Origin of the sequence: Streptomyces roseofulvus (assembly GCF_039534915.1) — a bacterium.
GTDB lineage: Bacteria > Actinomycetota > Actinomycetes > Streptomycetales > Streptomycetaceae > Streptomyces > Streptomyces roseofulvus.
Map to the genome: position 1 here is coordinate 1688216 of NZ_BAAAWE010000001.1, position 22962 is coordinate 1711177.

Annotated in this window: 22 protein-coding genes and 7 tRNA genes; 11 read left to right on the forward strand and 18 right to left on the reverse strand. The window is 74.4% G+C overall.

Annotated features, from left to right (window positions below; genetic code table 11):
* Positions 1–7: 7 nt before the first annotated feature.
* Positions 8–82 (reverse strand) — tRNA-Val (locus ABFY03_RS07715).
* 54 nt (positions 83–136) lie between these two features.
* Positions 137–559 carry a TIGR02611 family protein gene (locus ABFY03_RS07720; RefSeq protein WP_319009854.1) on the reverse strand — a complete coding sequence of 141 codons (423 nt, stop codon included), beginning with the start codon at positions 557–559 and terminating at the stop codon, positions 137–139.
* 189 nt (positions 560–748) lie between these two features.
* Between ABFY03_RS07720 and ABFY03_RS07725 the strand changes: the two genes are divergently transcribed.
* On the forward strand, positions 749–1162 hold the full coding sequence (locus ABFY03_RS07725; protein WP_030493555.1) for an SsgA family sporulation/cell division regulator: 414 nt from the start codon (positions 749–751) through the stop codon (positions 1160–1162).
* Between the two features lie 202 nt (positions 1163–1364).
* Positions 1365–1922, forward strand: a complete 558-nt coding sequence (locus ABFY03_RS07730; RefSeq protein ID WP_319009855.1) for a CGNR zinc finger domain-containing protein — start codon at positions 1365–1367, stop codon at positions 1920–1922.
* Between the two features lie 30 nt (positions 1923–1952).
* Here the strand turns inward: ABFY03_RS07730 and ABFY03_RS07735 are convergent, their stop codons facing one another.
* Both ABFY03_RS07735 and ABFY03_RS07740 read right to left on the reverse strand, forming a co-directional pair.
* The gene (locus ABFY03_RS07735; RefSeq protein ID WP_319009856.1) at positions 1953–2135 is read right to left on the reverse strand and encodes a hypothetical protein; all 183 of its coding nucleotides are present in this window, start codon (positions 2133–2135) and stop codon (positions 1953–1955) included.
* A gap of 132 nt (positions 2136–2267) precedes the next feature.
* Positions 2268–2714, reverse strand: coding sequence for a hypothetical protein (locus ABFY03_RS07740; protein WP_346169550.1), 447 nt, complete (start codon positions 2712–2714; stop codon positions 2268–2270).
* A gap of 191 nt (positions 2715–2905) precedes the next feature.
* Here ABFY03_RS07740 and ABFY03_RS07745 point away from each other — a divergent pair, with 191 nt between their 5' ends.
* Positions 2906–3421 (forward strand): DsbA family protein, encoded by a 516-nt coding sequence (locus ABFY03_RS07745; RefSeq protein ID WP_319009858.1) that lies wholly within the window; start codon positions 2906–2908, stop codon positions 3419–3421.
* A gap of 21 nt (positions 3422–3442) precedes the next feature.
* Here ABFY03_RS07745 and ABFY03_RS07750 read toward each other — a convergent pair whose 3' ends face one another.
* Genes ABFY03_RS07750 through ABFY03_RS07760 form a run of 3 tightly spaced genes read right to left on the reverse strand, consistent with a single transcriptional unit; the run spans position 3443 to position 6235 of the window.
* Positions 3443–4282: a GNAT family N-acetyltransferase gene (locus ABFY03_RS07750; RefSeq protein WP_346169551.1), complete on the reverse strand. Its 840-nt coding sequence runs from the start codon at positions 4280–4282 to the stop codon at positions 3443–3445.
* 43 nt (positions 4283–4325) lie between these two features.
* Complete coding sequence (locus tag ABFY03_RS07755) at positions 4326–5156, reverse strand: aminotransferase class IV (RefSeq protein WP_319009860.1); 831 nt, start codon at positions 5154–5156, stop codon at positions 4326–4328.
* Positions 5153–6235: a chorismate-binding protein gene (locus ABFY03_RS07760; protein ID WP_346169552.1), complete on the reverse strand. Its 1083-nt coding sequence runs from the start codon at positions 6233–6235 to the stop codon at positions 5153–5155. Before ABFY03_RS07760 ends, ABFY03_RS07755 begins: the two co-directional genes overlap by 4 nt.
* Positions 6236–6468: 233 nt before the next feature.
* On the opposite strand from ABFY03_RS07760, the gene ABFY03_RS07765 reads away from it, so the two are divergent.
* The 6 genes from ABFY03_RS07765 (at position 6469) to ABFY03_RS07790 (ending at position 7041) form a co-directional block, all read left to right on the forward strand.
* A tRNA-Gly gene (locus ABFY03_RS07765) sits at positions 6469–6541 on the forward strand.
* A 39-nt stretch (positions 6542–6580) separates the two neighbouring features.
* Positions 6581–6654 (forward strand) — tRNA-Cys (locus tag ABFY03_RS07770).
* A gap of 1 nt (position 6655) precedes the next feature.
* Positions 6656–6727: transfer RNA gene (locus ABFY03_RS07775), tRNA-Val, on the forward strand.
* Positions 6728–6761: 34 nt separating this feature from the next.
* A tRNA-Val gene (locus ABFY03_RS07780) sits at positions 6762–6836 on the forward strand.
* Positions 6837–6865: 29 nt separating this feature from the next.
* A tRNA-Val gene (locus ABFY03_RS07785) sits at positions 6866–6940 on the forward strand.
* Between the two features lie 29 nt (positions 6941–6969).
* Positions 6970–7041: transfer RNA gene (locus ABFY03_RS07790), tRNA-Val, on the forward strand.
* Positions 7042–7168: 127 nt separating this feature from the next.
* On the opposite strand, the gene ABFY03_RS07795 is transcribed toward ABFY03_RS07790, so the two are convergent.
* From ABFY03_RS07795 to ABFY03_RS07805, 3 genes are all read right to left on the reverse strand, one after another.
* Positions 7169–7453: a TFIIB-type zinc ribbon-containing protein gene (locus tag ABFY03_RS07795; protein WP_319009862.1), complete on the reverse strand. Its 285-nt coding sequence runs from the start codon at positions 7451–7453 to the stop codon at positions 7169–7171.
* A gap of 46 nt (positions 7454–7499) precedes the next feature.
* Positions 7500–8477: an aminoglycoside phosphotransferase family protein gene (locus ABFY03_RS07800; protein WP_319009863.1), complete on the reverse strand. Its 978-nt coding sequence runs from the start codon at positions 8475–8477 to the stop codon at positions 7500–7502.
* A 351-nt stretch (positions 8478–8828) separates the two neighbouring features.
* The gene (locus ABFY03_RS07805) at positions 8829–8996 is read right to left on the reverse strand and encodes a hypothetical protein (protein WP_319009864.1); all 168 of its coding nucleotides are present in this window, start codon (positions 8994–8996) and stop codon (positions 8829–8831) included.
* A 536-nt stretch (positions 8997–9532) separates the two neighbouring features.
* Here ABFY03_RS07805 and ABFY03_RS07810 point away from each other — a divergent pair.
* Complete coding sequence (locus ABFY03_RS07810; RefSeq protein WP_319009865.1) at positions 9533–10705, forward strand: serine/threonine-protein kinase; 1173 nt, start codon at positions 9533–9535, stop codon at positions 10703–10705.
* A gap of 11 nt (positions 10706–10716) precedes the next feature.
* On the opposite strand, the gene ABFY03_RS07815 is transcribed toward ABFY03_RS07810, so the two are convergent.
* From ABFY03_RS07815 to ABFY03_RS07850, 8 genes are all read right to left on the reverse strand, one after another.
* Entirely contained in the window at positions 10717–11535 is an 819-nt protein-coding gene (locus ABFY03_RS07815) for a TrmH family RNA methyltransferase (RefSeq protein ID WP_319009866.1), read from the reverse strand.
* Positions 11536–11624: 89 nt separating this feature from the next.
* Positions 11625–12857 carry a uroporphyrinogen-III C-methyltransferase gene (gene cobA / locus ABFY03_RS07820; protein ID WP_346169553.1) on the reverse strand — a complete coding sequence of 411 codons (1233 nt, stop codon included), beginning with the start codon at positions 12855–12857 and terminating at the stop codon, positions 11625–11627.
* A 354-nt stretch (positions 12858–13211) separates the two neighbouring features.
* The gene (gene cobT / locus ABFY03_RS07825) at positions 13212–16760 is read right to left on the reverse strand and encodes a nicotinate-nucleotide--dimethylbenzimidazole phosphoribosyltransferase (protein WP_346169554.1); all 3549 of its coding nucleotides are present in this window, start codon (positions 16758–16760) and stop codon (positions 13212–13214) included.
* Between the two features lie 313 nt (positions 16761–17073).
* Positions 17074–18300 (reverse strand): precorrin-6y C5,15-methyltransferase (decarboxylating) subunit CbiE, encoded by a 1227-nt coding sequence (gene cbiE, locus ABFY03_RS07830; RefSeq protein WP_319008643.1) that lies wholly within the window; start codon positions 18298–18300, stop codon positions 17074–17076.
* 73 nt (positions 18301–18373) lie between these two features.
* Positions 18374–19009, reverse strand: a complete 636-nt coding sequence (locus ABFY03_RS07835) for a GNAT family N-acetyltransferase (protein ID WP_031011897.1) — start codon at positions 19007–19009, stop codon at positions 18374–18376.
* Positions 19010–19175: 166 nt separating this feature from the next.
* The gene (locus ABFY03_RS07840) at positions 19176–20030 is read right to left on the reverse strand and encodes a MetQ/NlpA family ABC transporter substrate-binding protein (RefSeq protein ID WP_346169555.1); all 855 of its coding nucleotides are present in this window, start codon (positions 20028–20030) and stop codon (positions 19176–19178) included.
* 89 nt (positions 20031–20119) lie between these two features.
* On the reverse strand, positions 20120–20788 hold the full coding sequence (locus ABFY03_RS07845; RefSeq protein ID WP_346169556.1) for a methionine ABC transporter permease: 669 nt from the start codon (positions 20786–20788) through the stop codon (positions 20120–20122).
* On the reverse strand, positions 20785–21867 hold the full coding sequence (locus ABFY03_RS07850) for a methionine ABC transporter ATP-binding protein (protein WP_319008646.1): 1083 nt from the start codon (positions 21865–21867) through the stop codon (positions 20785–20787). The genes ABFY03_RS07845 and ABFY03_RS07850 overlap by 4 nt, the downstream gene beginning before the upstream one ends.
* 732 nt (positions 21868–22599) lie before the next feature.
* Between ABFY03_RS07850 and ABFY03_RS07855 the strand changes: the two genes are divergently transcribed.
* Entirely contained in the window at positions 22600–22962 is a 363-nt protein-coding gene (locus ABFY03_RS07855; RefSeq protein WP_030493535.1) for a hypothetical protein, read from the forward strand.

The following is a 22962-nucleotide window of genomic DNA, read 5'->3' on the forward strand; positions in this document are numbered from 1 at the left end:
TGCCGGGTGGTGGGCGATACTGGGATCGAACCAGTGACCCCTTCGGTGTGAACGAAGTGCTCTCCCGCTGAGCTAATCGCCCCGGCGCGTCGCCAACATTACCGCATGTCAGCGGGGCCTTCGAACCACCCCCGGGTCACTCGTCGATCTTCCAGGGCATGACGATGCCGAACTTCCAGAGGTACCAGCCGAGCAGCGCGGCGATGATCACCACGCCGATGACGGTGAGGGTGATGTTGCGGCGCCGGACCTTGGGGTCGAGGGCGCGCTGGGCGGCCTCGGTGACCTTGCGCTTGGTCCAGCGGAGCACGATCTGCGCCCAGACGAACTCGGTCGCCCAGATCGCCATGCCGGCGAAGATGACGAGCCAGCCCGGCCCGGGGAAGACCAGCATGAGGATGCCGGCCCCGATCACGGCGAGTCCGACGATGAAGACGCCGACCTGCCAGCTCAGGTGCAGGCCCCGGCGGGCCTTGATGAACTCCGGTGCCCGCGATCCCAGTTCGGCCTCGCCGTCGTTCGGGGACTCAGGGGTGCGCTCGTCACTCTCCGCATTCATGGGGCTAATTTACCCGACACACCAGCCCCACTGATATGGGGGTATTACCCAAAGTTACATACCGCCGTCCGAGCTACCTGAACGGCCACAAAACCGACAGAGGGGTTTACAACGACACCGGAGGTGGCATGTCGATTTCGCCGACGTGCGAATCCCCGAGCGCACACTGAGCGAAAGGCCCTGGCGCTTATGAACACCGTGGTGAGCTGCGAGCTGCACCTGCGCCTCGTTGTGTCGAGCGAGTCCTCACTGCCTGTACCCGCGGGCCTGCGGTATGACACGGCGGATCCGTACGCCGTGCACGCCACCTTCCACACCGGAGCCGAGGAGACGGTCGAGTGGGTCTTCGCCCGCGACCTTCTCGCCGAGGGGCTGCACCGGCCCACCGGCACCGGCGACGTCCGGGTCTGGCCGTCCCGTAGCCACGGCCAGGGCGTCGTCTGCATCGCGTTGAGCTCGCCCGAGGGCGAGGCCCTGCTCGAGGCCCCCGCGAGGGCCCTGGAATCGTTCCTCAAGCGGACCGACGCCGCGGTGCCACCGGGCACCGAGCACCGGCACTTCGACCTCGATACCGAGCTGTCCCACATCCTGGCCGACAGCTGAGCCAGGCCCTGTGCCGTACGGCGCCGTCTTAACTCGGGGAGACGGCGCCGCGCGGGCAGCCTCACAGCACGACCTCGGCGCCCTTCACCGCGCAGCCGGCGCGGTGAAGGGCGCCGTCGCGCTTTTCCCGCTGTTTTCCGGGGCGCGCTAGAGTCGTCGCCAAACCGCGGGCGCCCGCCCGCGGCCGGCCAGGGAGCGTAGCGTGCTCATCCCCCACGACACCCGGATCGCCCTCGACACCGTCGTCGATCTCATGAACACCGCCGCGCGGGGCGACCGTGAGGACACGCTCACGGACCTCGACGCGCTCGGCGTCTTCGTGCGCGAGCACCGGATCAGCGACGTGGGCGAACTGACCCCGGAGGACCTGCGGGCCGTCCGCGACGTGCGGGACCGCTTCACCGCCGTCTTCTCCGCCCCCGACGCCAGGATCGCCGCCCCGCTGATCAACCAGCTGGTGGCCGCAGCGGGCACCACCCCGCAGCTCACCGACCACGACGGCTACGACTGGCACGTGCACTACTTCGCGCCGGGCGCCTCGGTCGCCGACCACCTGGCCGCCGACTGCGGGATGGCGCTGGCCTTCATCGTGGTCTCGGGCGAGCGCGAGCGGCTGCGCCGGTGCGAGGCGCCGGACTGCGGGCGGGCCTTCGTCGACCTCTCCCGGAACCGGTCCCGCCGCTACTGCGACAGCCGCACCTGCGGGAACCGGCTCCACGTGGCGGCCTACCGGGCCCGCCGCAAGGAGGCCGCCGGCTGATCCCGCGCCGCACGGGGCCGACGCGGCGCCTCACAGCACGTACAGGTCGTGCAGGGCCGCCATGAGGAGCAGGGCGCCGATCACCGCCAGGAAGATCATCAGCGGCGGCTGCGACAGCGCGAAGAGACAGCCCCTCGGTTCGTCGACCGGAGGGTCGGCGGCGGGAGCGGACTCGGCGGAGGCGGGGGCGGGTTCCCGCGAGGTATCGAGCATCTCGGGGGGATGATCGCGCACCGCGCACCCCCGGAAGGACGGAAACGGGCCCTCGGCGGGGCGGTTCATCCCTTCCCGTGGATCTCCACCGCACCGCCCGGTCGCAGCCCGGCAGGCAACGGCCAGAAGCGGTCAGATTCCGTGCTTCTTCAGAATCGCCTCGATGTCGCTGAAGTCGTCCGCACCACCCGTGGCGCCGACCGTGGGCCGCGACGCCGGCCGAGACGCGGGGCGCGCCATGGCGTCCCCTCCTCCGGCCGCCGCGGAGGCCCCGGACGCGACCGCCGCCGGGTCAGCTCCCCTGCCCGCCGCCTTCCGGCCACCGCGGCGCCGCTCGACGCCCCGGACCGTCAGCAGGAGCAGCCAGGCCACCCCGAGCACGCCGAAGCCGGCCCAGGCGACCGGGCTGAAGACCGTGTCGAAGGCCCACTCGACGGCACCGGTCATCACCAGACCGAGCGGCACCAGCGACCAGGCGGCGATCCGCGCCGCGGACAGGTACTTCTTCCGGTAGGCCGTGATCGCGGCGATTCCCAGGCCCGCCGCGGACACCGCGGAGCAGATGGTCTCGGCGAGCATGCGATCCTCCAGGTCCCGGGTGATACGTCCCTTCCATCCTGCACCGCGCCGGCCGCCCGGGGCCACGCCCGCGGCCCGGTCTCAGGGAGATCTCCGGGTCGCCCCGTGGGGGATCTCCTCCTCAGGTCCCGGTCCGGCCCGCACCTGTGCCGATTGCGGGACCGGGCGGCCCGGCTGGAAGACTGCCGGACATGACTGACTCCACCACCGCACCCGCTTCCCCGGTCGTCCTGGAGGCGTGGTTCGACCTCCAGTGCCCGGACTGCTTCCAGGCCCTCGACGACGTGCACGCCCTGCGCGAGAAGTACGGCGACCGGCTCGACGTACAGCTGCGCCACTTCCCGCTGGCCAAGAACAAGCACGCCTACGCCGCCGCCCAGGCCGCCGAGGAGGCGGCCGACCAGGGGCAGGGCTGGCCGTACGCCGAGGCGCTGCTGGCGCGGACCGCCGATCTCGCCGAGCGGGGCGAGCCGGTGCTCCTGGAGGTGGCGGCCGGACTCGGCCTGGACGCCGAGGAGTTCGACACCGCCCTGATCGACGGCCGGCACCTGCTCACCGTCGACGCCGACCAGGCCGAGGGCCAGGCCCTCAAGGTCACCGGCACCCCGACCTACGTCATCGGCGGGGAGCGCCTCGACGGCGGCAAGAGCCAGGAGGGCCTGCGCGCCCGGATCGAGGAGATCGCCGACCGGCTCCTGGCCGGCTGACCGCCCGTCCCGCGCGGTGCCTCAGAGCAGCGGCTTGGAGCTGTTGAGGTACGTCGTGCGGTAGCCGAGCGACTCGTACAGGCGGATCGCCGGGGTGTTGCCCGCGAAGACGTGCAGTCCCAGCAGGGTCTCCCCGGCCTCCCGCGCCGCGCGCTCGGCGAGGAGCATCAGCGTCCGGCCGTGCCCCCGGCCGCGCCGGTCCGCGGCGACCTCGACGTCGTAGACGTACCCGGCGCTCACGCCCGGTTCCAGCTGCCGCACCCCGGTCCACACGTGCCCCACCGGCCGCCCGCCCACGAGGAGCACCTGGATCGCGGTGCCCGGGGTGGCGAGCCCCCGCGGCAGCAGCTCGCGGTGGCTGGCCTCCGCCTTGGCGCGGGCCCGGTCCTCGGGAACGCCGCGGTCGATCCAGCTGCGGGCGAAGGCGTCCCTGGCGGCCGCCTCCCACTCCGTGAACTCCGCGTCCGTCATCGGCCGGGCCTCGGTCCCGGCCGGCGGCTCGGGCGCCTCGGCGGCCAGTTCCTTCACCATGTTCCGGCTGATCTCGGTGTAGCCGAGGGCGCGGGCCAGGGCGAGCGCGGCGCCCGCGTCGGCAGGGACCGATATCTGCACGTCCCTGCAGCCCCAGCCGCGCAGCACCTCCTCGGCGGCCAGCGCCGCCACCGCGCCCCTGCCCCGGCCCCGGTCCGGCTCGTCGACCCGGAGCCGTTCGATCAGGCCCGAGGCGGCCCCGAAGTGGGGGTCGGTGGCGACGTGGACGGAACCGACCCGGCGGCTGTTCACGCAGATGTCGTAGGTGCGCGAGCGGCCGCCGTCGGCAGAGTGCTGGAGCGGCTCGGACGGCCGCAGGGTGGTGGTCATCACGGGTGTTCTACCCACCCCGCGGGCCCGCCGTCATCCGGTTTCAGCCGAGCCGGGGGTCCCGGTCCGCGGCGGCGCGCTCCTCGAAGAGCCGCATGGCCTTGGCGGTGACCGGGCCGGGGGCAGCGGTGAGCTCGCGCCCGTCCACGCGGTGGACGGCCTGGACGTCCCGCAGCGTGGAGGTGAGGAAGACCTCCTCGGCGGTCTCCAGCACGTCGAGCGGCAGGTCGGTCTCGACGGCGCCGGTCCACTCGACCGCGAGGGCGCGGGTGATGCCGGCGAGGCAGCCGGAGGAGACGGGCGGGGTGTGGATCCGGCCGTCGAGGACCACGAAGACGTTGGATCCGGTGCCCTCGCAGAGCTGCCCGACGGTGTTGCCGAAGAGGGCCTCGGTGGCGCCGGCCTCCTTCGCCCGGGCGAGGGCGACGACGTTCTCCGCGTACGAGGTGGTCTTCAGGCCGGTGAGGGCACCGCGCTCGTTGCGCGTCCAGGGCACGGTGATCACGGCGGTGGTGTCGGCGCGGCGGGTGGTCTCGCCGACGGCGACGACCAGGCCGGGGCCGGTGTCGCCGCGCTCCGAGCCGAGCGGGGAGAGGCCGCCGGTGTAGGTGATGCGGAGCCGGCCGAGCTCCATCGGGTTGGCCTCCAGGACGGCGGCGCAGGCCCGGCGGACCTCGTCGAGGTCCGGGTCGGGCAGGCCGAGGCCGCGGGCGGAGCGGGTGAGCCGCTCCAGGTGCAGGGTGAGAGCGAACGTTTCGCCGCGCTCGGCCTTGACGGTCTCGAAGATGCCGTCGCCGACGGTCAGCCCGTGGTCCAGGACCGAGACCCGGGCGGCCTCCTCGTCGTACAGCCCGCCGTTGACCCAGATCTTCATCGAGAGATGGCCTTTCCGCTCGCCTCGGGAACGTCCGTGTCCGGGGCGCCCGACTGATAGGCGCCCGACGCTATCGCGACCAGCCGCGCGGCCTTCAGCTCGGTCTCCTCCCACTCCCGCTCGGGGTCGGAGCCCCAGGTGATCCCGGCGCCGGTGCCGAAGCGGAGGACGCCCTGCGGGCGGTCGATCCAGAAGGTGCGGATGCCGACGGCCAGCTCGCCGTGGCCGCTGTCCGCGTCGACCCAGCCGACGCCACCGCAGTACGGGCCGCGGGGCGCGGTCTCCAGCGCCTCGATGATCCGCAGCGCGCTGGACTTGGGGGCGCCGGTGACGGAGCCGGGCGGGAAGGTGGCGGCGAGCAGCTCGGGCCAGCCGGCGTCCTCGCGCAGCACCCCGCTGACGGTGGAGACGAGGTGGACCAGGCCGGGGTGCTCCTCGATGTCGCAGAGGGCGGGGACGGCGACGGAGCCGGTCTCGCAGACGCGGCCGAGGTCGTTGCGGACCAGGTCCACGATCATCACGTTCTCGGCGTGGTCCTTGGGCAGGAGGTCGTCGGCGGTGCGGCCGGTGCCCTTGATGGGGCCGGAGGAGACCCGGCCGCCCTCGCGCCGGAGGTACAGCTCGGGCGAGGCGGTGGCGATCCCCACGCCGTGCGCGGGCAGCCGGATCGTCCCGGCGTACGGGGCGGGGTTGCCGGCCGCGAGCAGCGCGGTGAGGGCGTCCACGTCGGCCGCGGCCGGATCGGGCAGCGGCGCGCTCATCACCCGGCAGAGGTTCGCCTGGTAGACCTCGCCGCGCGCGATGTGCTCGCGCACCTTCCGCACGCCCGCGGTGTACGCGGCGCGGTCGAGCGAGGACGTCCAGTCACCGGGCCGGGGCCCGGACCAGGCGCCGGGGACGGCGGGGGGCACCGGGGCCCTGCGGACGTCTCCGAAGCGGGCGCAGGTGAGCCGGCCCTCGAAGTCGGCGCAGACGGCCCAGAAGCCTGCGGAGTCCAGGGCCTCCGGGTCATGGGTGACGTCCCGGAGGTCGGTCGCGACGAGGCCGCCGAAGCGGGCCAGGGGAGCAAGGTCGTACACGGATCGAGTCTAGGTCGGCCGGCGCGGGAGCACGGGGCGTACGGTCCCCGGCGGCTGCGCGCGACCTCGGGAACACGGCGGGTGAACACCGTTCGAACCCTCCGGGACGCCCGGCCGGGCACCGCGAAGGGCCCGCAGGTCAGCACGCTGCGGAAACGCGTTTTTGTACTGGCCCGGGAATCCGCTAGAGTTCAACACGTCGCCGGGACGCGCAAGCGGACCGGAAACGACAAGCGGACGTGGCTCAGTTGGTAGAGCATCACCTTGCCAAGGTGAGGGTCGCGAGTTCGAATCTCGTCGTCCGCTCGATGTGGGGGATCTTCCCGAACCCCCGTTATCACTCCTGGTGGAGTGGCCGAGAGGCGAGGCAACGGCCTGCAAAGCCGTCTACACGGGTTCAAATCCCGTCTCCACCTCCAAGGACGATTAGCTCAGCGGGAGAGCGCTTCCCTGACACGGAAGAGGTCACTGGTTCAATCCCAGTATCGTCCACTGGACCTTCGGGTCCTGGATCTCCGGATCCCCCGCGCGATTAGCTCAGCGGGAGAGCGCTTCCCTGACACGGAAGAGGTCACTGGTTCAATCCCAGTATCGCGCACCACTTCTCCCGCACCCCTCGGGGTGCGTCCCGCGCGATTAGCTCAGCGGGAGAGCGCTTCCCTGACACGGAAGAGGTCACTGGTTCAATCCCAGTATCGCGCACCACTCCTCCTGCACCCCTCGGGGTGCGTCCCGCGCGATTAGCTCAGCGGGAGAGCGCTTCCCTGACACGGAAGAGGTCACTGGTTCAATCCCAGTATCGCGCACAGAACGACGAAGCCCCCGGCTGCCACGCGCGGCCGGGGGCTTCGTCGTCGTGCGGGCGGGCGGGTGCGCAGGGGACGCACGCCGGCCCCGGATCCGCGGACGGCGGTTCCGGGGCCGGGGCGGGGCTCAGGAGGAGAAGAGCATCCGGCCGAAGCCGCGCTGGCGGTAGTGACCGCCGTGGTGGCCGCCGTGCGGGGCGCCCCAGGCGGGAGCGGCCGGGGCGGGCGCCGGGTACGCGGCCGGCGGGGCGGGCGGCGCCGGCGGGGCGGCCTGCCACTGCGACTCCAGGCGGGTCAGGGCCTCCAGCTCGCCGTAGTCCAGGAAGATGCCGCGGCAGCCGCTGCACTGCTCGATCTGGACGCCGTTGCGGTTGTACGTGTGCATCGCCGCGTGACACTTGGGACACTGCATGCTCGGCTCAACTCCCTGCCGTTGCCGTTCGAATGATGACCTCACTTTATGGGGACGCGGTGAAGGCGGAAGCGGTTCGGGCGCCCGGGATCCTGGCGCAGGTGTCGATCATCACGCCCTCCACCTCGTCGAGTTCCCGCCGCTCCACCGTGGACTTGGCCACCGCGAGGGCGGCGGTCTGCACGGTCAGGGCCCTGGCCGGCAGGTCCAGCCGCGCCCACGGGTCCGCGCCGACGGCCGGGCCGCCCGACGCCCGGTACGCGCCGAGGAAACGTGTCCACACCTCCGCCGGCAGCAGGCCGGCGGCGAACCAGGCGGCGGGGCGGGCCAGGTCCCAGGCGGGGTCGCCCAGTCCGGCGTCGTCGACGTCGATGAGCCGCCACTCACCACGGAAGTCCCGGACGAGCTGGCCGAGATGGAAGTCGCCGTGGCACAGGTACGCGCGCGTGCCGCCGGTACCGCTCGCGGTGACGGTCCGCCAGGCCGCGAGGACGGTGGCCGCGGCCGGATGGTCCGGGGCGGTGCGGAGCATCCGGCCGACGGCCAGGGCCGCCTTCTCGGGGGCGCGCATGGCGGGCGGCGGGCCGGCCGGCCCGGGCGGCGGCGGGGTGCGGTGCAGCAGGGCGAGGAGCCGGGCCGCCTCCTCCCAGGGGGCGGCGTCGGGGTCCGCCGGGTCGACCGGGGGTCCGTACGGCCAGACCGTCACCGGCCGTCCGGCGACCGGCTCCGGGCGGGGGCCCGGGACCGGCGGGAGGAGGATCCCGCCGAGGTCCGGGTGGGCGGCGAGGGCGAGCCGGGCCGCGTGCGGGCCCTCGTCGGTGCCGGGGGCGTGCGCCTTGGCGACGAGCCCGCCGTGCCGGACGACGGTCCCGTCCTCCCGGTCCGCCAGCACCCGGACCGCCGCCGGCTCGCACCGGCAGGCTCCCCCGCCGTGCACGGCCTCGCGGGCGAGCACGGCGAGCGCCGCCGGCACGTCGCCGGGCGACGGCTCGTGGGCCTGGGACGCGGTCTGTGCGAGGTCCATCCGGCGAGCGTACGCGGCTCATGGGAAGGGGCGGTAAGGGCGTCGGGCGCAGGCGGGAAGCGCGGGAAGGTTGTCGGGGCCGGTACGGGGGGGGCGTACGCGGACCACGAGGGCGCGGGGGCCGGTACGGGGGCGGGCGCGCGGAACACGAGGGCGCGGGGAAGGGACGGTACGGGGGCGGGCGCGCGGAACACGAGGGCGCGGGGGCCGGCGTCGGGGTGGGCGCGCGGAGGGGCCGGTCGGCTCCCCGGCCGACCGGCCCCTGCGCTGTCGTCCGCCGCACCCCCGTCCCCACGGGGCTGTCGGCCGATGTCCCCGACCCGGGCCGCTCTCCCGGGTCCGGGGCGCCGCTCAGCGCCCCAGCATCACGCCCACGGACGACGCCTGTGTGACCACCGCGTCCCAGCCGCCGAAGACGACCGCGAGCAGGGCCGCGAGAGGGAGGACCATGGCGGTGGCGACCAGGGGGTGACGGCGTCCCGCGGGGCGGGGGGTCGACCGGTGTGCCGTGAAGGCCATGGTCCTCTCCTGTCGGTCTCTGTAGGGATGTTCCCGTGTGGTTCCGGTGCGGTGGGCGCGTGTTCCTCGGGGGACGAGAGTCGCGCCCACCGCATGACCTCAACACTAGGGAGCGGAAGGCGCCCGGGCGTCATGCCCGCGTACCGGCTTTCGGGCCTACGGGAGGATGACACCACTCCTCCCGGAGTACTCCCCTGGGTGGAGACGGGGCACGGGGGGTCGGGGTCATCCCGGAAGGGACACGCCCCCGCCCCCGGGAGGAGGGGTGGGGTGACATGGGTCACGTCCGCCGGGGAGCCTGGCGGGGAGGCGGGCGCGGGGCGGGCACGCCGGCGCGGGCGGGGCCGCGGGAGTTGTCGGACGGCCCGGTCAAGTGGGTTGTGCGGGAAGGGGTGTTGAAGAGGAGGTTCGGTGGGGGCCGGGGCCTCCTTCCCCCTCAGCACTGACAATCGATGCCGGTGGGAGGGCGCGGCCTATGAGCGCGCGGGGGCGGCACTACGTAAGCTGTGCCACGTCGAACGGACGAGGGGACGGACATGGCGATGATGCGGCTCCGGCGCGAGGACCCGCGGATCGTCGGGGCGTTCCGGCTCCACCGCAGGCTGGGCGCCGGAGGGATGGGGGTCGTGTACCTCGGCTCCGACCGGCGCGGTCAGCGGGTGGCCCTGAAGGTGATCCGGCCCGATCTGGCCGAGGACCAGGAGTTCCGGTCGCGGTTCGCCCGCGAGGTGTCGGCGGCCCGGCGGATCCGGGGCGGCTGCACCGCCCGGCTGGTCGCCGCCGACCTCGACGCCGAACGGCCCTGGTTCGCCACCCAGTACGTGCCCGGCCCCTCGCTGCACGACCGGGTCGCCGAGGAGGGTCCGCTGCGGGCCGCCGACGTGGCGTCGATCGGCGCCGCGCTCTCCGAGGGCCTGGTCGCCGTCCACGAGGCCGGGGTCGTCCACCGCGACCTGAAGCCGTCGAACATCCTGCTCTCCCCCAAGGGCCCCCGCATCATCGACTTCGGGATCGCCTGGGCCACCGGGGCCAGCACCCTCACCCACGTCGGCACCGCGGTCGGCTCCCCCGGGTTCCTCGCGCCCGAGCAGGTGCGGGGCGCCGCCGTGACGCCGGCGACGGACGTCTTCTCGCTCGGCGCCACCCTCGCGTACGCCTCGATGGGCGACTCCCCCTTCGGGCACGGCAGTTCCGAGGTCATGCTCTACCGCGTGGTGCACGAGGAGGCGCAGCTCCAGGGCGTGCCCGACGCGCTCGCGCCGCTGATCCGGGCCTGTCTGGCGAAGGACCCGGAGGACCGGCCCAGCACGCTCCAGCTGTCGATGCGGCTCAAGGAGATCGCCGCCCGCGAGGCGCAGGGGCTGCCGGCCGCCCGGCCGCCGGCCCCGCGCGAGCGGGTGGAGGAGCGCGGCACGCTGCGGCCGACCGAGCGGTACACGGAGCGGGACACCCGGGGCCGCGAGCCGGAGCGCGCGGCCGCCCGGGGGCGCGGGCCCGCGCCGTCCTCGCGGCCCTCGGCGCCCTCCCGTACCGGCGGCGGCTCGCGGGGGCCGCAGTCGCGGCCCGGGGCCCGGCAGGGGAACCGGACGACGTCCACCGGCCGCCGCCCGGCCAATCCGCGGCTGCTGCGCCAGCGGCTGGTCGTCTTCGTGGTGGTGACGCTGCTGGTGGCCCTGGGCATCGCCGCCGCCCAGGCCCTCCAGGGCTGATCCGCGGCGGGCTACGCCTCGGGGCGGCCCGCCGTCACCGCGTAGAAGGCGACGGCCGCGGCCGCGCCCACGTTGAGCGAGTCGACGCCGTGGGCCATCGGGATGCGCACCCACTCGTCGGCGGCGCGCAGCGCCTGGGTGGAGAGGCCGTCGCCCTCCGCGCCGAGCATCAGGGCGACCCGGTCCAGGCGGTGCGGGGCTGCCTCGTCCATGGAGGTGGCCTGTTCCGCCGGGGTGAGCGCGAGGAGCCGGAAGCCCGCCTCCCGTACCGCCTCCAGACCGCGCGGCCAGGTGTCCAGGCGGGCGTACGGGACGGAGAAGACGGCGCCCATGGAGACCTTCACCGAGCGGCGGTAGAGCGGGTCCGCGCAGTCCGGGGAGAGCAGGACGGCGTCCATGCCGAGGGCGGCGGCGCTGCGGAAGATGGCGCCGATGTTGGTGTGGTCGTTGACCGACTCCATGACCGCCACCCGGCGGGCGCCCGCGAGGAGTTCGCCGGCCTCGGGGAGCGGCTTGCGCTGCATGGAGGCGAGGGCGCCGCGGTGCACGTGGTAGCCGGTGACGCGTTCGGCGAGGTCGGGCTGGATGGCGTACACCGGCGCGGGGACCTCGTCGATGACGTCGCGCATGACGTCGACCCACTTGGCGGAGAGCAGCATCGACCGCATCTCGTAACCGGCCTGCCTGGCGCGGCGGATGACCTTCTCGCCCTCGGCGATGAAGAGGCCCTCGGCGGGTTCGCGCCGGCGGCGGAGTTCGACGTCGGTCAGGCCGGTGTAGTCGCGCAGGCGGGGGTCGTCGGGGTCGGTGATCGTGATGAGTTCGGCCACGGGGTGATACTGCCTTGTCCGGGGTGTGGTGCCAATGCGTGGGGCGGGCGGCGGTCGCCGCCGCCCGCCCCACGCTCCTTCGGTGGGTGTCAGCGGGTGCGCTTGCCGGGGCCCTCCGCGACCACCGGGCCGATCACGATGACGGCCGGCGGACGGACCTCTTCCGCCTTCACGACGTCGGCGACGGTGGCGAGGGTGGCGTCCACCCGGCGCTGGGTCGCGGTGGTGCCCTCCTGGACGAGGGCGAGGGGGGTGTCGGGGGCCTTGCCGTGGGCGACGAGCGCCTCGGCGATCTTCCCTATCTTGTCGACCCCCATGAGGATCACCAGGGTGCCGGTCAGCTTCGCGAGCGAGGCCCAGTCGACGAGCGAGCGCGGGTCGTCGGGGGCGACGTGGCCGCTGACCACGGTGAACTCGTGGGCGACGCCGCGGTGGGTGACCGGGATGCCGGCGGCGCCGGGGACCGAGATGGAGCTGGAGATGCCGGGCACGACGGTGCAGGCGATGCCCTCGGCGGCGAGCGCCTGCACCTCCTCCATGCCCCGGCCGAAGACGAACGGGTCGCCGCCCTTGAGGCGGACGACGGACTTCCCGGCCTTCGCGTGCTCGATCAGCGCGTTGTTGATGGCCTCCTGGGCCATGAAGCGGCCGTACGGGATCTTCGCCGCGTCGATCACCTCGACGTGCGGCGGCAGCTCGTCCAGGAGGTCGCGGGGGCCGAGCCGGTCGGCGATGACGACGTCGGCCTCGGCGAGCAGCCGGCGGCCGCGGACGGTGATGAGGTCGGGGTCGCCGGGGCCGCCGCCGACCAGGGCGACGAAGGGGGTGCGGGCGCGCTGGGCGGGCGCGGCGAGGGAGCCGTCGCGCAGGCCCTCCAGGATCGCGTCGCGGACGGCGGCCGAACGGCGCGGGTCGTGGCCGGTGAGGACGGCGACGGTGACGCCGTCGCCGCGGCCGGTGGCCGGGGTCCAGGCGGTGGCGGCGTCGGCGTCGTCGGAGCGAACGCACCAGACGCGGGCGCGCTCGGCCTCGGCGGAGGCGGCGGCGTTGGCGGCCGGGTCGGTGGTGGCGACGAGCGCGTACCAGGCGTCGGCGAGGTCGCCGTCCTCGTAGCGGCGGCGGACCCAGGTGATCTCGCCGGTCTCGGCCATGGCCTCCACGGAGGGGGTGGCCGACGGGGAGATCAGGGTGACGTCGGCGCCTGCGGCGATGAGGGCGGGCAGGCGGCGCTGGGCGACCGTGCCGCCGCCGAGGACGACGACGCGCCGGCCGGCGAGGCGGAGACCGACGGGGTAGGCGGGGTGCTCGACGTGCTCGGCCATGTGCGGGCGGCTCCTCAGAGGGGCTTGGGCCTGTCTGACCATTCGCGTCGGATCAGGCCGGGTCGTTCGGTGCGTGCGATCGGCGTGCGGCCGGGGCGCCCTCGTAGCGGAGCTACTGGGGCGTTTCGGCCGTACGGCGAGCGTGCGTGCCGGGCGGGCCGGACCCGACGGAAATGGTCAGGCAGGCCCTGGGGGCCGCTGCGGCGGTGAAGCGGCTGGTGGGGCGGGCGGGAAGGCCCGGTGACCACGATATCGGTGACCTGGCGCGGACACCCTGTGACCCTGGTCGCGGACGTGCGGCGGCCCCGGTGACGCCCCCTCCCGGCGGAGGGGGCGGCACCGGGGCCGTACGGGCTACTTCTCGGTGACGCCCGCGGAGTCGAAGGTCGCGACCTCGTGCATGGCGCGGGCCGCGCTCTGCACCAGCGGGAGGGCCAGCAGGGCGCCGGTGCCCTCGCCGAGGCGGAGGTCCAGGTCGACCAGCGGGCGCAGGCCCAGCTTGTTGAGCGCGGCCACGTGGCCGGGCTCGGCACTGCGGTGGCCCGCGATGCAGGCGGCCAGCGACTCGGGGGCGACGGCCCGGGCGACGAGCGCCGCCGCGCCGGTGGAGACGCCGTCGAGGATCACCGGGGTGCGCAGCGAGGCGGCGCCCAGGATGAAGCCGACGAGGGCGGCGTGCTCCAGGCCGCCGATCTGCGAGAGGACGCCGATCGGGTCCTGCGGATCCGGCTTGTGCAGGTCGAGGGCGCGGCGGACCACGTCGACCTTGCGGGCGTGGGTCTCGTCGTTGATGCCCGTGCCGCGGCCGGTGACCTCGGCCGGGTCGACGCCGGTGAAGACGGAGATGAGGGCGGCGGACGCGGTGGTGTTCGCGATGCCCATCTCGCCGGTGAGGAGCGCCTTGTTGCCGGCCGCGACCAGGTCGCGGGCGGTCTCGATGCCGACCTCGATCGCGGCGATCGTCTCCTCGCGCGTCATGGCGAGGCCGGTGGTGAAGTCGCCGGAGCCGGCCCGGACCTTGCGGGGCAGCAGGCCGGGGGTGGCGGGCAGCTCGCTCGCGACGCCCACGTCGATGACGCAGACCTCGGCGCCGACCTGGTTGGCGAAGGCGTTGCAGACCGCTCCCCCGCCGAGGAAGTTGGCGACCATCTGGCCGGTGACCTCCTGCGGCCAGGGGGTGACGCCCTGGGCGTGCACGCCGTGGTCGCCGGCGAAGATCGCGACGGCGGCGGGCTCGGGGATCGGCGGCGGGCAGACCCGGGAGAGGCCGCAGAGCTGCGCGGAGATGATCTCCAGCATGCCGAGCGCGCCGGCCGGCTTGGTCATCCGCTTCTGCCGCTCCCACGCCTCGCCGAGCGCCTTGGCGTCCAGCGGGCGGATGGCGGCGACGGTCTCCTGGAGCAGGTCGTGCGGCTCCTCGCCGGGCAGGGCGCGGCGGCCGTACGTCTCCTCGTGGACGACCCAGGAGAGCGGGCGGCGCTTGGCCCAGCCGGCCTGCATCAGCTCGGGCTCGTCCGGGAACTCGTCGACGTAGCCGACGCAGAGGTACGCGACGACCTCCAGGTGCTCGGGGAGGCCGAGCTCGCGGACCATCTCGCGCTCGTCGAAGAAGCTGACCCAGCCGACGCCGAGGCCCTCGGCGCGGGCGGCGAGCCAGAGGTTCTCGACGGCGAGGGCCGAGGAGTACGGGGCCATCTGCGGCTGCGTGTAGCGGCCGAGGGTGTGCCGGCCGCCGCGGGTCGGGTCGGCGGTGACCACGATGTTGACCGGGGTGTCGAGGATGGCCTCGATCTTCAGTTCCTTGAACTGCTTCGCGCGGGCCTTCGGCAGCGACTTGGCGTACGCCTCGCGCTGGCGCTGGGCCAGTTCGTGCATGGTCTGCCGGGTCTCGGCGGAGCGGATGACGACGAAGTCCCAGGGCTGCGAGTGACCGACGCTGGGGGCCGTGTGGGCGGCCTCCAGGACGCGGAGCAGCACCTCGTGCGGGATCGGGTCGGAGCGGAAGCCGTTGCGGATGTCGCGGCGCTCGCGCATCACCCGGAGCACGGCCTCGCGCTCGGCGTCGTCGTAGCCGGGGGCGGCCGGGCGGGGCTCGGCCGGGTCCTCGGCGGCGTCCTCGGCGACGACCGGGATCTCCTCGGCGACGGCCAGGACGGGGGCCTCGGCGGGCGCCTCGGCGGCGGCGTCGGCGAAGGTCTCGGCGGGGGCGGTGTCGACGGTGACCTCGGCGGAGGCGGGCTCGGCCGCGACCGCGTCGGCGGGCACCGGCTCGGCCGCGACGGGCTCGGCGGGGGCCGCCGCGGCGGGCTCCTCGGCCGGGGTCTCCTCGGCGGCCGCCGGCTCCTCGGCCGGGACCGGCTCGGCCGGCTGCTCGGCGGCGGCGGGCTCGGCGGGGGCCTCGGCCCCGGCCGGGGCCTCGACCGGGGCGTCGACGGGCGCCTCGGCTTCGGCTTCGGCCGCCGGGGCCTCCGGGACGGGCTCGGCCGCCGGGGTCTCCACGGCCGGGGCCTCGGCCTGTACGGGTACATCGGCGGGCGCGGCGGGCTCCACGGCCTCGGCCACGGCGGCCTCGGCGACGGGCTCCACGACCTCGGCCACGGGCTCCTCGGCCTGGGCCTCCGCCGGCTGCTCGGCCACCGGCTCGGTCGCCTCGGCGGGCACGACGGCCTCCGGCGCCACGGCCTCGGGGGCCGCCGGCGGCGCCGCCTCGGCGGCGGGCTCGCCCTCGCGCGGGGCGGGGACGACGGCCTCGGGGGCCTGGGCCTCGGCGGCCTCGGGCGCCACGGCCTCGGGCGCCACGGCCTCGGGCGCGACGGCGTCCGGGGTCGCGGTCTCCGGCGTCACGGCCTCCGGCTCGGGCAGCGGGGTCCCGGCGGCCGGGGTCGGCGTCGGGGCCGGCTGCTCGGCGGTCGGGACCGAGCCCTCGACCTGCACGAAGTGCCCGCTCTGCGGGACGACCGTTTCTGCGGGGGCCTCGGCGGGCGCCGGGGGCTCCTGCGGCTGCGCGGCCCACGGCTCGGCGCCCTGCGGGGCCGTCTGCTGGTCCTGCGCGATCTCGAAGTACTCGGGGCCGGTGGTGGGCGGCCCGGGGTTCCGTACGGGGACGGGCACGGGGCCGGTGGCCACCAGGGGCTCGGGGGCCGGGGCGGGGACCTGCGGCGGCACCGGCGCGGCCGGGCCGCGGTCGGCGAGCGAGCGCACGACGCCGCCGGTGGCGGTCTCCGGGACCGGCGGGCCCATGTGGAGCGGGCGCCGGGAGGGGGCGGCCGGCGGCGGGACGCGGACGCCGCCGAGGTCGACGGAGCCGGAGTCGCGGCCGGCGGCCTCGTGGGCGCCGGTGTCGAGGATGCCGGGCTCGTAGCCGTGGGCGGTGGCGACGGGCTCCTGCGGGGCGACGGGGACGCCGTGCGCCGGGGTGCCGAGCGGCGGCTGCGGGGCGAGCGGCACGCCCTGCGGCGGGGTGGCGCCGGGCGCCGGGACGCCGTGCGCCGGCGTGGCGGGGGCGGTCAGCTGGTCGGCGAGGACGAGGCCGTCCGGGAGCGGGCCGGTGAGGGGGTCCGGCAGCGGGTCGGTGAGCGGGTCCGGCAGCGGGTCCGTGAGCGGGTCGCCCAGCGGGGCGGCGGCCTGCGGCGGCACGGCGCCGGGGTCGGTGCCCTCGGGGCCGGCCTGCGGCGGGACCACGGGCGGGGCGGGGACGGCGATCGGCGGGGCGGGCACGGCGCCCGGGGCCTGCTCGCTCCAGGCGCCCTGGGCGCCCGGCATCAGCAGCATGTCGTCGTCTTCGGGGAGCGGGCCGGAGGGGTCCAGGAAGGTGTACGCGCCCGGAGCGGGGATGCCCGGCTGCTCGACCATGCCTGCGTTCTCCGGCAGTCCCTCGCCCGGGACCTGGCCGGTGTCCGTCATGCGTACCCCTCGCCCATCGTTGTGTTCCTTCAGAGCTGCGCCCGTCAACGAGAACGAGCGCGTGCGCCGCGCGGCACGGAAGCCCACCGACACCCAAGCATTGTCGCGGCCCGCGCCCATCGTGGCAGGCGGTTCCGCCACGGTGCGCTGTGGACTGCGCCACGTCGCGCGGTCCCCCCGGTGTCCCGCACACCGATGACCGTCGAGAACGGGTCAAGCCGGTCGCCGTTTCAGGACATTGACGAACAACACGCCGAACGTCCCCGTGCGGTACAACAATCGGCCAGCCTACCTGCCCGGACGGACAGCCGGATCACGGGGCGCCGGTGGTCCGGCGGCCCGTGAGCAGGAAGACGACGGAGCGCTCGCGCTCCGTCCAGTCGGCGGGATCGAGGCCGACGGTCTGGAGCAGCCGGGTCTCGACGGCGTAGCCGCCGTCGGCGAGGGCGGAGCCGATCGCCTCGGCCTCGTCGCGGGTGGTGGCGTGGGCGGCGATCCGTTCGGGGCGGCGGTCGGCGCAGGCGGTGACGACGGGGACTCCGCCGGCCCCGATCCGTACGACGTCGGGCTCGGGAAGGCTCTCCAGGACGTGCGGGGCGCGGCCGGTGACGGTCTGGAGGAGGACGCCGTCGCGGCGGGCGGCGGCCTCGGTGCGGGCGCGGGCGGCCGGGTCGGCGTCGACGGCGATGACGGCGGCGCCGAAGCGGGCGGCCTCGACGGCGAAGGCGCCGCCGGCGCTGCCCACGTCCCAGACGAGGTCGCCGGTGCGGGGGCCGAGCCGGGCGAGCTGGACGGCACGCAGGGTGGGGTCCTGGCCGGCGCCGGGACGGCCCTCGGAGCCGTGCTCCTCCTCCGTCGGTCCGGCCCAGCCGCGGACGGCCCCGGCGGCCGGGTCGTGGCCCATCAGCCAGGGGGCGGCGGAGGCTCCGGTGCCACCGGCGCCGCCGATGACGAGGACGACGTTGGGGTCGCGCCAGGTGTGGTCGGCGGCCTTGTCGGAGGTGAGGACGGAGACCTGTTCGCGGGCGGTGCCGAGTTCCTCGCAGACGACGAAGGTGCGGTGGACGCCGTCGAGGAGGAGGGCGAGTTCGGCGGGGCCGGCGCCCGGCGAGGTGAGGACGGCGACCTTGGGGTGGGCGCGGCAGACGTTGACGGCCCGGCGCAGGGTGCGCTGGTGGGCGACGACGACGCGGGCGTCGTCCCAGGGCATGCCGGCCCGGGCGAAGGCGGCGGCGACCGAGGAGACGGCGGGGACGACCTCCACCTCCAGGCCGTGCTCGGGGGCGCGGAGGGTGCGGACGACGCCGAAGAAGCCGGGGTCGCCGTCGGCGAGGACGACGGCGGTGCCGCGGTGGCCGGCGATCCGGCGGGCGGCGAGGCCGACGCTGCCGAGCCGGACGCGTTCGGCGCCGGGGGGTACTTCGGGGAGCGCGAGGTGATGGGCGGCGCCGGCCACCAGGGTGGCGGCCGAGAGCGCGGACCTGGCCGCCGCGGTGAGGGGCGAGCCGTCCCAGCCGATCACCGTGACCCGGTCGGCCATCGCGTCTGTCTCCTGTGGTGTCGTCGCAGGTCGGGGGCGGGTCGAGCGTACCCCGGGTCGGCTCTCGGGAGGCTCAGCTCCAGTCGGTGTACGAGGAGTATCCGGCCTCGGCCATCTGGTCGGCGACGCCGTCGAGGTCCTCGGGGAGGAGGCTCCAGACGATGAGGTCGGTGCGGATGTCGGTCCACTCGCCGCCCTCGGTGAGGCTGCGCGCTATCCAGGCGTTCCGCAGGACGCCCTCGCTGATGCAGCCGATCTTCTGGGCGACCTGCTGGGAGGCGGTGTTGTCGGCGGCGGTGCGCAGCTGGAGGCGTTCGAAGCCGCGGTCGCGGAAGAGCCACTGGGCGACGGCGAGGACGGACTCGGTGGCGTATCCCTCGCCGCGGGCCCAGGGGGCGGTGACGTAGGCGACCTCGGTGGCGCGGACGCGCCAGTCGGTGTCGTACAGGTGGACGGTGCCGACCAGACGCTGGGTCAGGAACTCGGTGACGGCGAAGACGATGCCGCGGCCCTCGGTGCGTTCGGCAGGAGCGATCCTGCGTACCCAGTCCTCGGCGTGCGCGCGCGCGTACGGGTGGGGGACGGAGGTCCAGGCGGTGACGAGTTCGTCGTTCATCATCTCGACGAAGGCGGGGATGTCGGCCTCTTCGTACGGGCGCAGCACCAGCCGGTCCGTGCTGATGGAGATGTCCGGAAAGGTGGTAGTCATGCGCAGCTCCGTACCGAAGACCGTCCGTTGAGACCGTGAACGCACAGCATGCAGCATGGGACGCGGCGTGCGCATGGCCGGGTCGGACATGGGGGTGACGCGCGGAAGGCCCCGCGCGCCGGACGGGGCGGGCGGGGCCTTCCGCTCAAGGACTGTACCGGTGGCCTTACTTGGCGGCGCCGAAGGCGGGGATGACGGAGCCCTTGTAGGTGTCCTCGATGTACTTCTTCGTCTCGGGCGAGTTGAGGAGCTCGGCGAGCTTCAGCACGCGGGCGTCCTTCTCGTTGCCCTCCTTGACGGCGAGGAAGTTGGCGTACGGGTTGCCCTCGGCCTTCTCCAGGACCAGGGCGTCCTTGGCCGGGGAGAGGTCGGCCTCGATCGCGTAGTTGCCGTTGATGACGGCGGCGTCGACGTCGCTCAGGGCGCGGGGCACGGTGGCGGCCTCCAGCTCCTTGAACTCCAGGCCCTTCTTGTCGGTGATGTCGGAGAGCTTGGCGTCGGTGCCGACGCCCTCCTTGAGGGTGATGAGGCCGTTCTCGGCGAGGAGGTGGAGCGCGCGGCCCTCGTTCGTGGTGTCGTTGGGGACGGCGACGGTCTGGCCGGCCTTGAGGTCCTTCACGGACTTCAGGCTCTTGGAGTAGAGGCCGAGCGGCTCCAGGTGGACGTCGACCACGGGGACGATGGTGGTCTTGTTCTTCTTGTTGAAGTCGTCGAGGTACGGCTTGTGCTGGAAGAAGTTGGCGTCGACCTGGCCGGACTGGGTGGCGGTGTTCGGCAGGACGTAGTCCGTGAACTCCTTCACCTCCAGCTTGAGGCCGGCCTTGGCGGCCAGCTTGTCCTTGACGAAGTTCAGGATGTCGGCGTGCGGCGTCGGGGACGCGGCGACGACGAGCGCCTTGTCGGCGGAGCCGGCCGCGTCCTTGGCGGAGGACGGGTCCGACGAGGTGCCGCAGGCGGTGAGGCCGAGGGCGAGGGCGGTGACGGACGCGAAGCCGGCGGTGAGCTTGATGTTCTTACGCACGAAGAGTGCCTCTTTCATGTGGAGCGGTGGACGCCTGGACAACGAGTCCGGGCTCTTGTCTTCGCGGGGCGAAGAGGTCTGAGGTGCCGTCAGGCGGTGCGGCCGCGGCGGGCGAGGAGCCGTACGACGCCGTCGCCGAGGAGCTGGACGACGGTGACGATGGCGACCAGGACGACGACGGTGACGAGCATGAAGGTGGTGTCGAAGCGCTGGTACCCGTAGGTGACGGCCTTGGAGCCGAGGCCCTCGCCGCCGACCGCGCCGGCCATCGCGGAGTAGCCGATGAGCACGATGACGGTGGTGGTGACAGCGGCGACCAGCGAGGGCAGGGCCTGCGGGAGCAGCACCTTGCGGACGATGGTCGGGATGCCGCCGCCCATGGACTGGACGGCTTCGACGAGACCGTGGTCGACCTCGCGGATCGCGGTCTCGACGAGGCGCGCGAAGAAGGGGATGGCGCCGATGGCGAGCGGCACGATCATGGCGGTGGGGCCGATGAAGGTGCCGACGACGAAGGTCGTGAAGGGGATCAGGGCGATCAGCAGGATGATGAACGGCAGCGAGCGGCCGATGTTCACGATCGCACCGACGACCTTGTTCACGGGCCGGTTCTGGAGCAGTCCGCCCTTGTCGGTGAGGACGAGGAGGAGGCCGAGCGGGAGGCCGCCGACGATGGTGACGACGGTGGCCCAGAGGACCATGTAGAGGGTGTCGACCGTGCCCTGTTCGAGCAGGGGGCGCATCTCTTCCCAGGTCACTTGGCACTCTCCTTCACGAGCACGTGCGGCTGCTGTACGGGGACGGCGGTGGCGGCGGAGTCCGCGGGGTCGCGCGGCTCGTCGACCGGCTCGACCTGGAGGCCCCGCTCGCGCAGGAAGCCGATCGGGACGACGTTCTCCTCGTACCGGCCGGGCAGTTCGATCCGCATGCGGCCGATCTGCTTCCCGCCGACGGTGTCCATCGCGGCTCCGAGGATGGAGATGTCGATGTTGTACGTGCGGGAGAGCTGCGAGATCACCGGCTGGGTGGCGGCCTCGCCGTGGAAGGTGACGTCGACGACGGTGCGGTCGAGGCCGGTGGCGTGGCCGCTGACCGGGAACAGTTCGGCGGCGAGCTGGGAGCCGGGGGTGGCGAGGAGTTCGCTCACCGTGCCGGACTCGACGATCCGGCCCTTCTGCATGAGGGCGGCGGAGTCGCAGACGGTCTTGACGACGTCCATCTCGTGCGTGATGAGCAGGACGGTGAGGCCGAGCTGCCGGTTCAGGTCGCGCAGGAGCTGGAGGATCGAGCGGGTGGTCTCCGGGTCGAGGGCGCTGGTGGCCTCGTCGGAGAGGAGGACCTTGGGCTCGCCGGCGAGGGCGCGGGCGATGCCGACGCGCTGCTTCTGGCCGCCGGAGAGCTGGCCGGGGTAGTTCTTCGCCTTGTCGGCGAGGCCGACGAGGTCGAGGAGTTCGAGGGCGCGGCGGGAGCGCTCCGCGGACGGGACGCCGAGGATCTCCAGCGGGAGCTCGATGTTGTCCTTCACGGTGCGGGAGGACAGCAGGTTGAAGTGCTGGAAGACCATGCCGATGCTGCTGCGCGCCCGGCGCAGGTCCTTGCCGGCGCGGCGGCCCTTGCCGGCGAGGGCGGTGAGGTCGACGCCGTCGACGGTCACCGTGCCGGAGGTGGGGCGCTCCAGGAGGTTGACGCAGCGGATCAGGGAGGACTTGCCGGCGCCGCTCTGGCCGATCACGCCGAAGACCTCGCCCTCGCGGACGTGGAGGTCGACGCCGTCCAGGGCGGTGACCTGGCGGCCGCGTGACTCGTAGACCTTGGTCAGGCCCGAAGTGGTGATCACAGGGGTTTCCGTCACTGTCGAGTGCGCGACGCGTGGGTCCGCCGTGCACGGGGCATTCGTCATTCGGACAGTCAGGCGCACGGGGGCCGCTCCGGCGGTCGGCCGGGGGGCGGTGTGCGCGGGGCGGGCGCGGTCCGGCGCCGGTGGGGCGGGCGGATCGGCTCGGCCGTCGGGTCTCGCTTCGGGGCGCGAGGCTCAGGCGGGGGCCCTCAGAAGGCGCACATTCGACACATACAACGAGCACCGGGCGTCGTGTTCGCCTCGGTCGCAAGGATGCGGCTGCTCGTCGTGGTCATGGCTGCAAGTAAAGCATGCGCAGTCGCGAACGGAAGTCAGGTGTCCGCATTCCGGACGCCCCTGAGACGCGGCCGGACGCCCCCGCGATCGCCCCGCCCCCTGCGCCGCCTGCGAGGGAGAGGGCCCTCGGGGGCGCGGGGGTGGGGGGCAGGGGGCCGGGGATGTGGCCAAGGCCACGGTGCTCGGGGGCGACTCGGGGGGCTTGGGGGCGGCGGTGGGCCGGGGGCCGGTGCGGCGGGGGGCCGCGGTGGCCGGGGCGGCGGTGGGCCGGGGCCGGTGCGGCGGGGGGCCGCGGTGGCCGGGGCGGCGGTGGGCCGGGGCCGGGGCGGCGGGGGGCCGCGGTGGCCGGGGCGGCGGGGGGCCGCCGTGCCGCGGCGGCCGGGGTGGGGTGGGGTGGGGGCATCGGGGCATTCGGGCCGTAATACCCTCGGGCGCATGCTTGACGCCCTCACGATCGCGGTCTCGGTGGCCGCGCTCGCCCTCGCCGCCTGGTGCGGCTTCGCCGCCTACCGGGACCAGCCCACCAAGGACTGGCACTTCATCGGCATGGCCGTGGTGACCTTCCTGGTCCTGGTCCAGCTGATCGTCGGCATCGTGCAGCTGGTCCGCGGCGAGAAGGCCGAGGAGGGCACGACGATCTTCGTCGCCTATCTGCTCGGCGCGCTGTGCGCCGTGCCGATCGCCGGCTTCATGTCGCTGGCCGAGCGGACCCGCTGGGGTTCGGCGACGGTGGCGGCGGGCGCGGTCGTGCTCGCCGTGCTCGAGGTGCGTCTCTTCGACATCTGGACGGTGGGCTGA

Coding starts and splice junctions, on each gene's coding strand:
- ABFY03_RS07725 (WP_030493555.1), top strand. CDS start 749: ATGAACACCGTGGTGAGCTGCGAGCTGCACCTGCGCCTCGTTGTGTCG.
- ABFY03_RS07835 (WP_031011897.1), bottom strand. CDS start 19,009: ATGACTACCACCTTTCCGGACATCTCCATCAGCACGGACCGGCTGGTG.
- ABFY03_RS07755 (WP_319009860.1), bottom strand. CDS start 5,156: ATGAAGATCTGGGTCAACGGCGGGCTGTACGACGAGGAGGCCGCCCGG.
- ABFY03_RS07795 (WP_319009862.1), bottom strand. CDS start 7,453: ATGCAGTGTCCCAAGTGTCACGCGGCGATGCACACGTACAACCGCAAC.
- ABFY03_RS07800 (WP_319009863.1), bottom strand. CDS start 8,477: ATGGACCTCGCACAGACCGCGTCCCAGGCCCACGAGCCGTCGCCCGGC.
- ABFY03_RS07810 (WP_319009865.1), top strand. CDS start 9,533: ATGGCGATGATGCGGCTCCGGCGCGAGGACCCGCGGATCGTCGGGGCG.
- ABFY03_RS07855 (WP_030493535.1), top strand. CDS start 22,600: ATGCTTGACGCCCTCACGATCGCGGTCTCGGTGGCCGCGCTCGCCCTC.
- ABFY03_RS07745 (WP_319009858.1), top strand. CDS start 2,906: ATGACTGACTCCACCACCGCACCCGCTTCCCCGGTCGTCCTGGAGGCG.
- cobT (WP_346169554.1), bottom strand. CDS start 16,760: ATGACGGACACCGGCCAGGTCCCGGGCGAGGGACTGCCGGAGAACGCA.
- ABFY03_RS07735 (WP_319009856.1), bottom strand. CDS start 2,135: ATGCTCGATACCTCGCGGGAACCCGCCCCCGCCTCCGCCGAGTCCGCT.
- ABFY03_RS07740 (WP_346169550.1), bottom strand. CDS start 2,714: ATGCTCGCCGAGACCATCTGCTCCGCGGTGTCCGCGGCGGGCCTGGGA.
- ABFY03_RS07805 (WP_319009864.1), bottom strand. CDS start 8,996: ATGGCCTTCACGGCACACCGGTCGACCCCCCGCCCCGCGGGACGCCGT.
- ABFY03_RS07720 (WP_319009854.1), bottom strand. CDS start 559: ATGAATGCGGAGAGTGACGAGCGCACCCCTGAGTCCCCGAACGACGGC.
- cobA (WP_346169553.1), bottom strand. CDS start 12,857: ATGGCCGAGCACGTCGAGCACCCCGCCTACCCCGTCGGTCTCCGCCTC.
- cbiE (WP_319008643.1), bottom strand. CDS start 18,300: ATGGCCGACCGGGTCACGGTGATCGGCTGGGACGGCTCGCCCCTCACC.
- ABFY03_RS07750 (WP_346169551.1), bottom strand. CDS start 4,282: ATGACCACCACCCTGCGGCCGTCCGAGCCGCTCCAGCACTCTGCCGAC.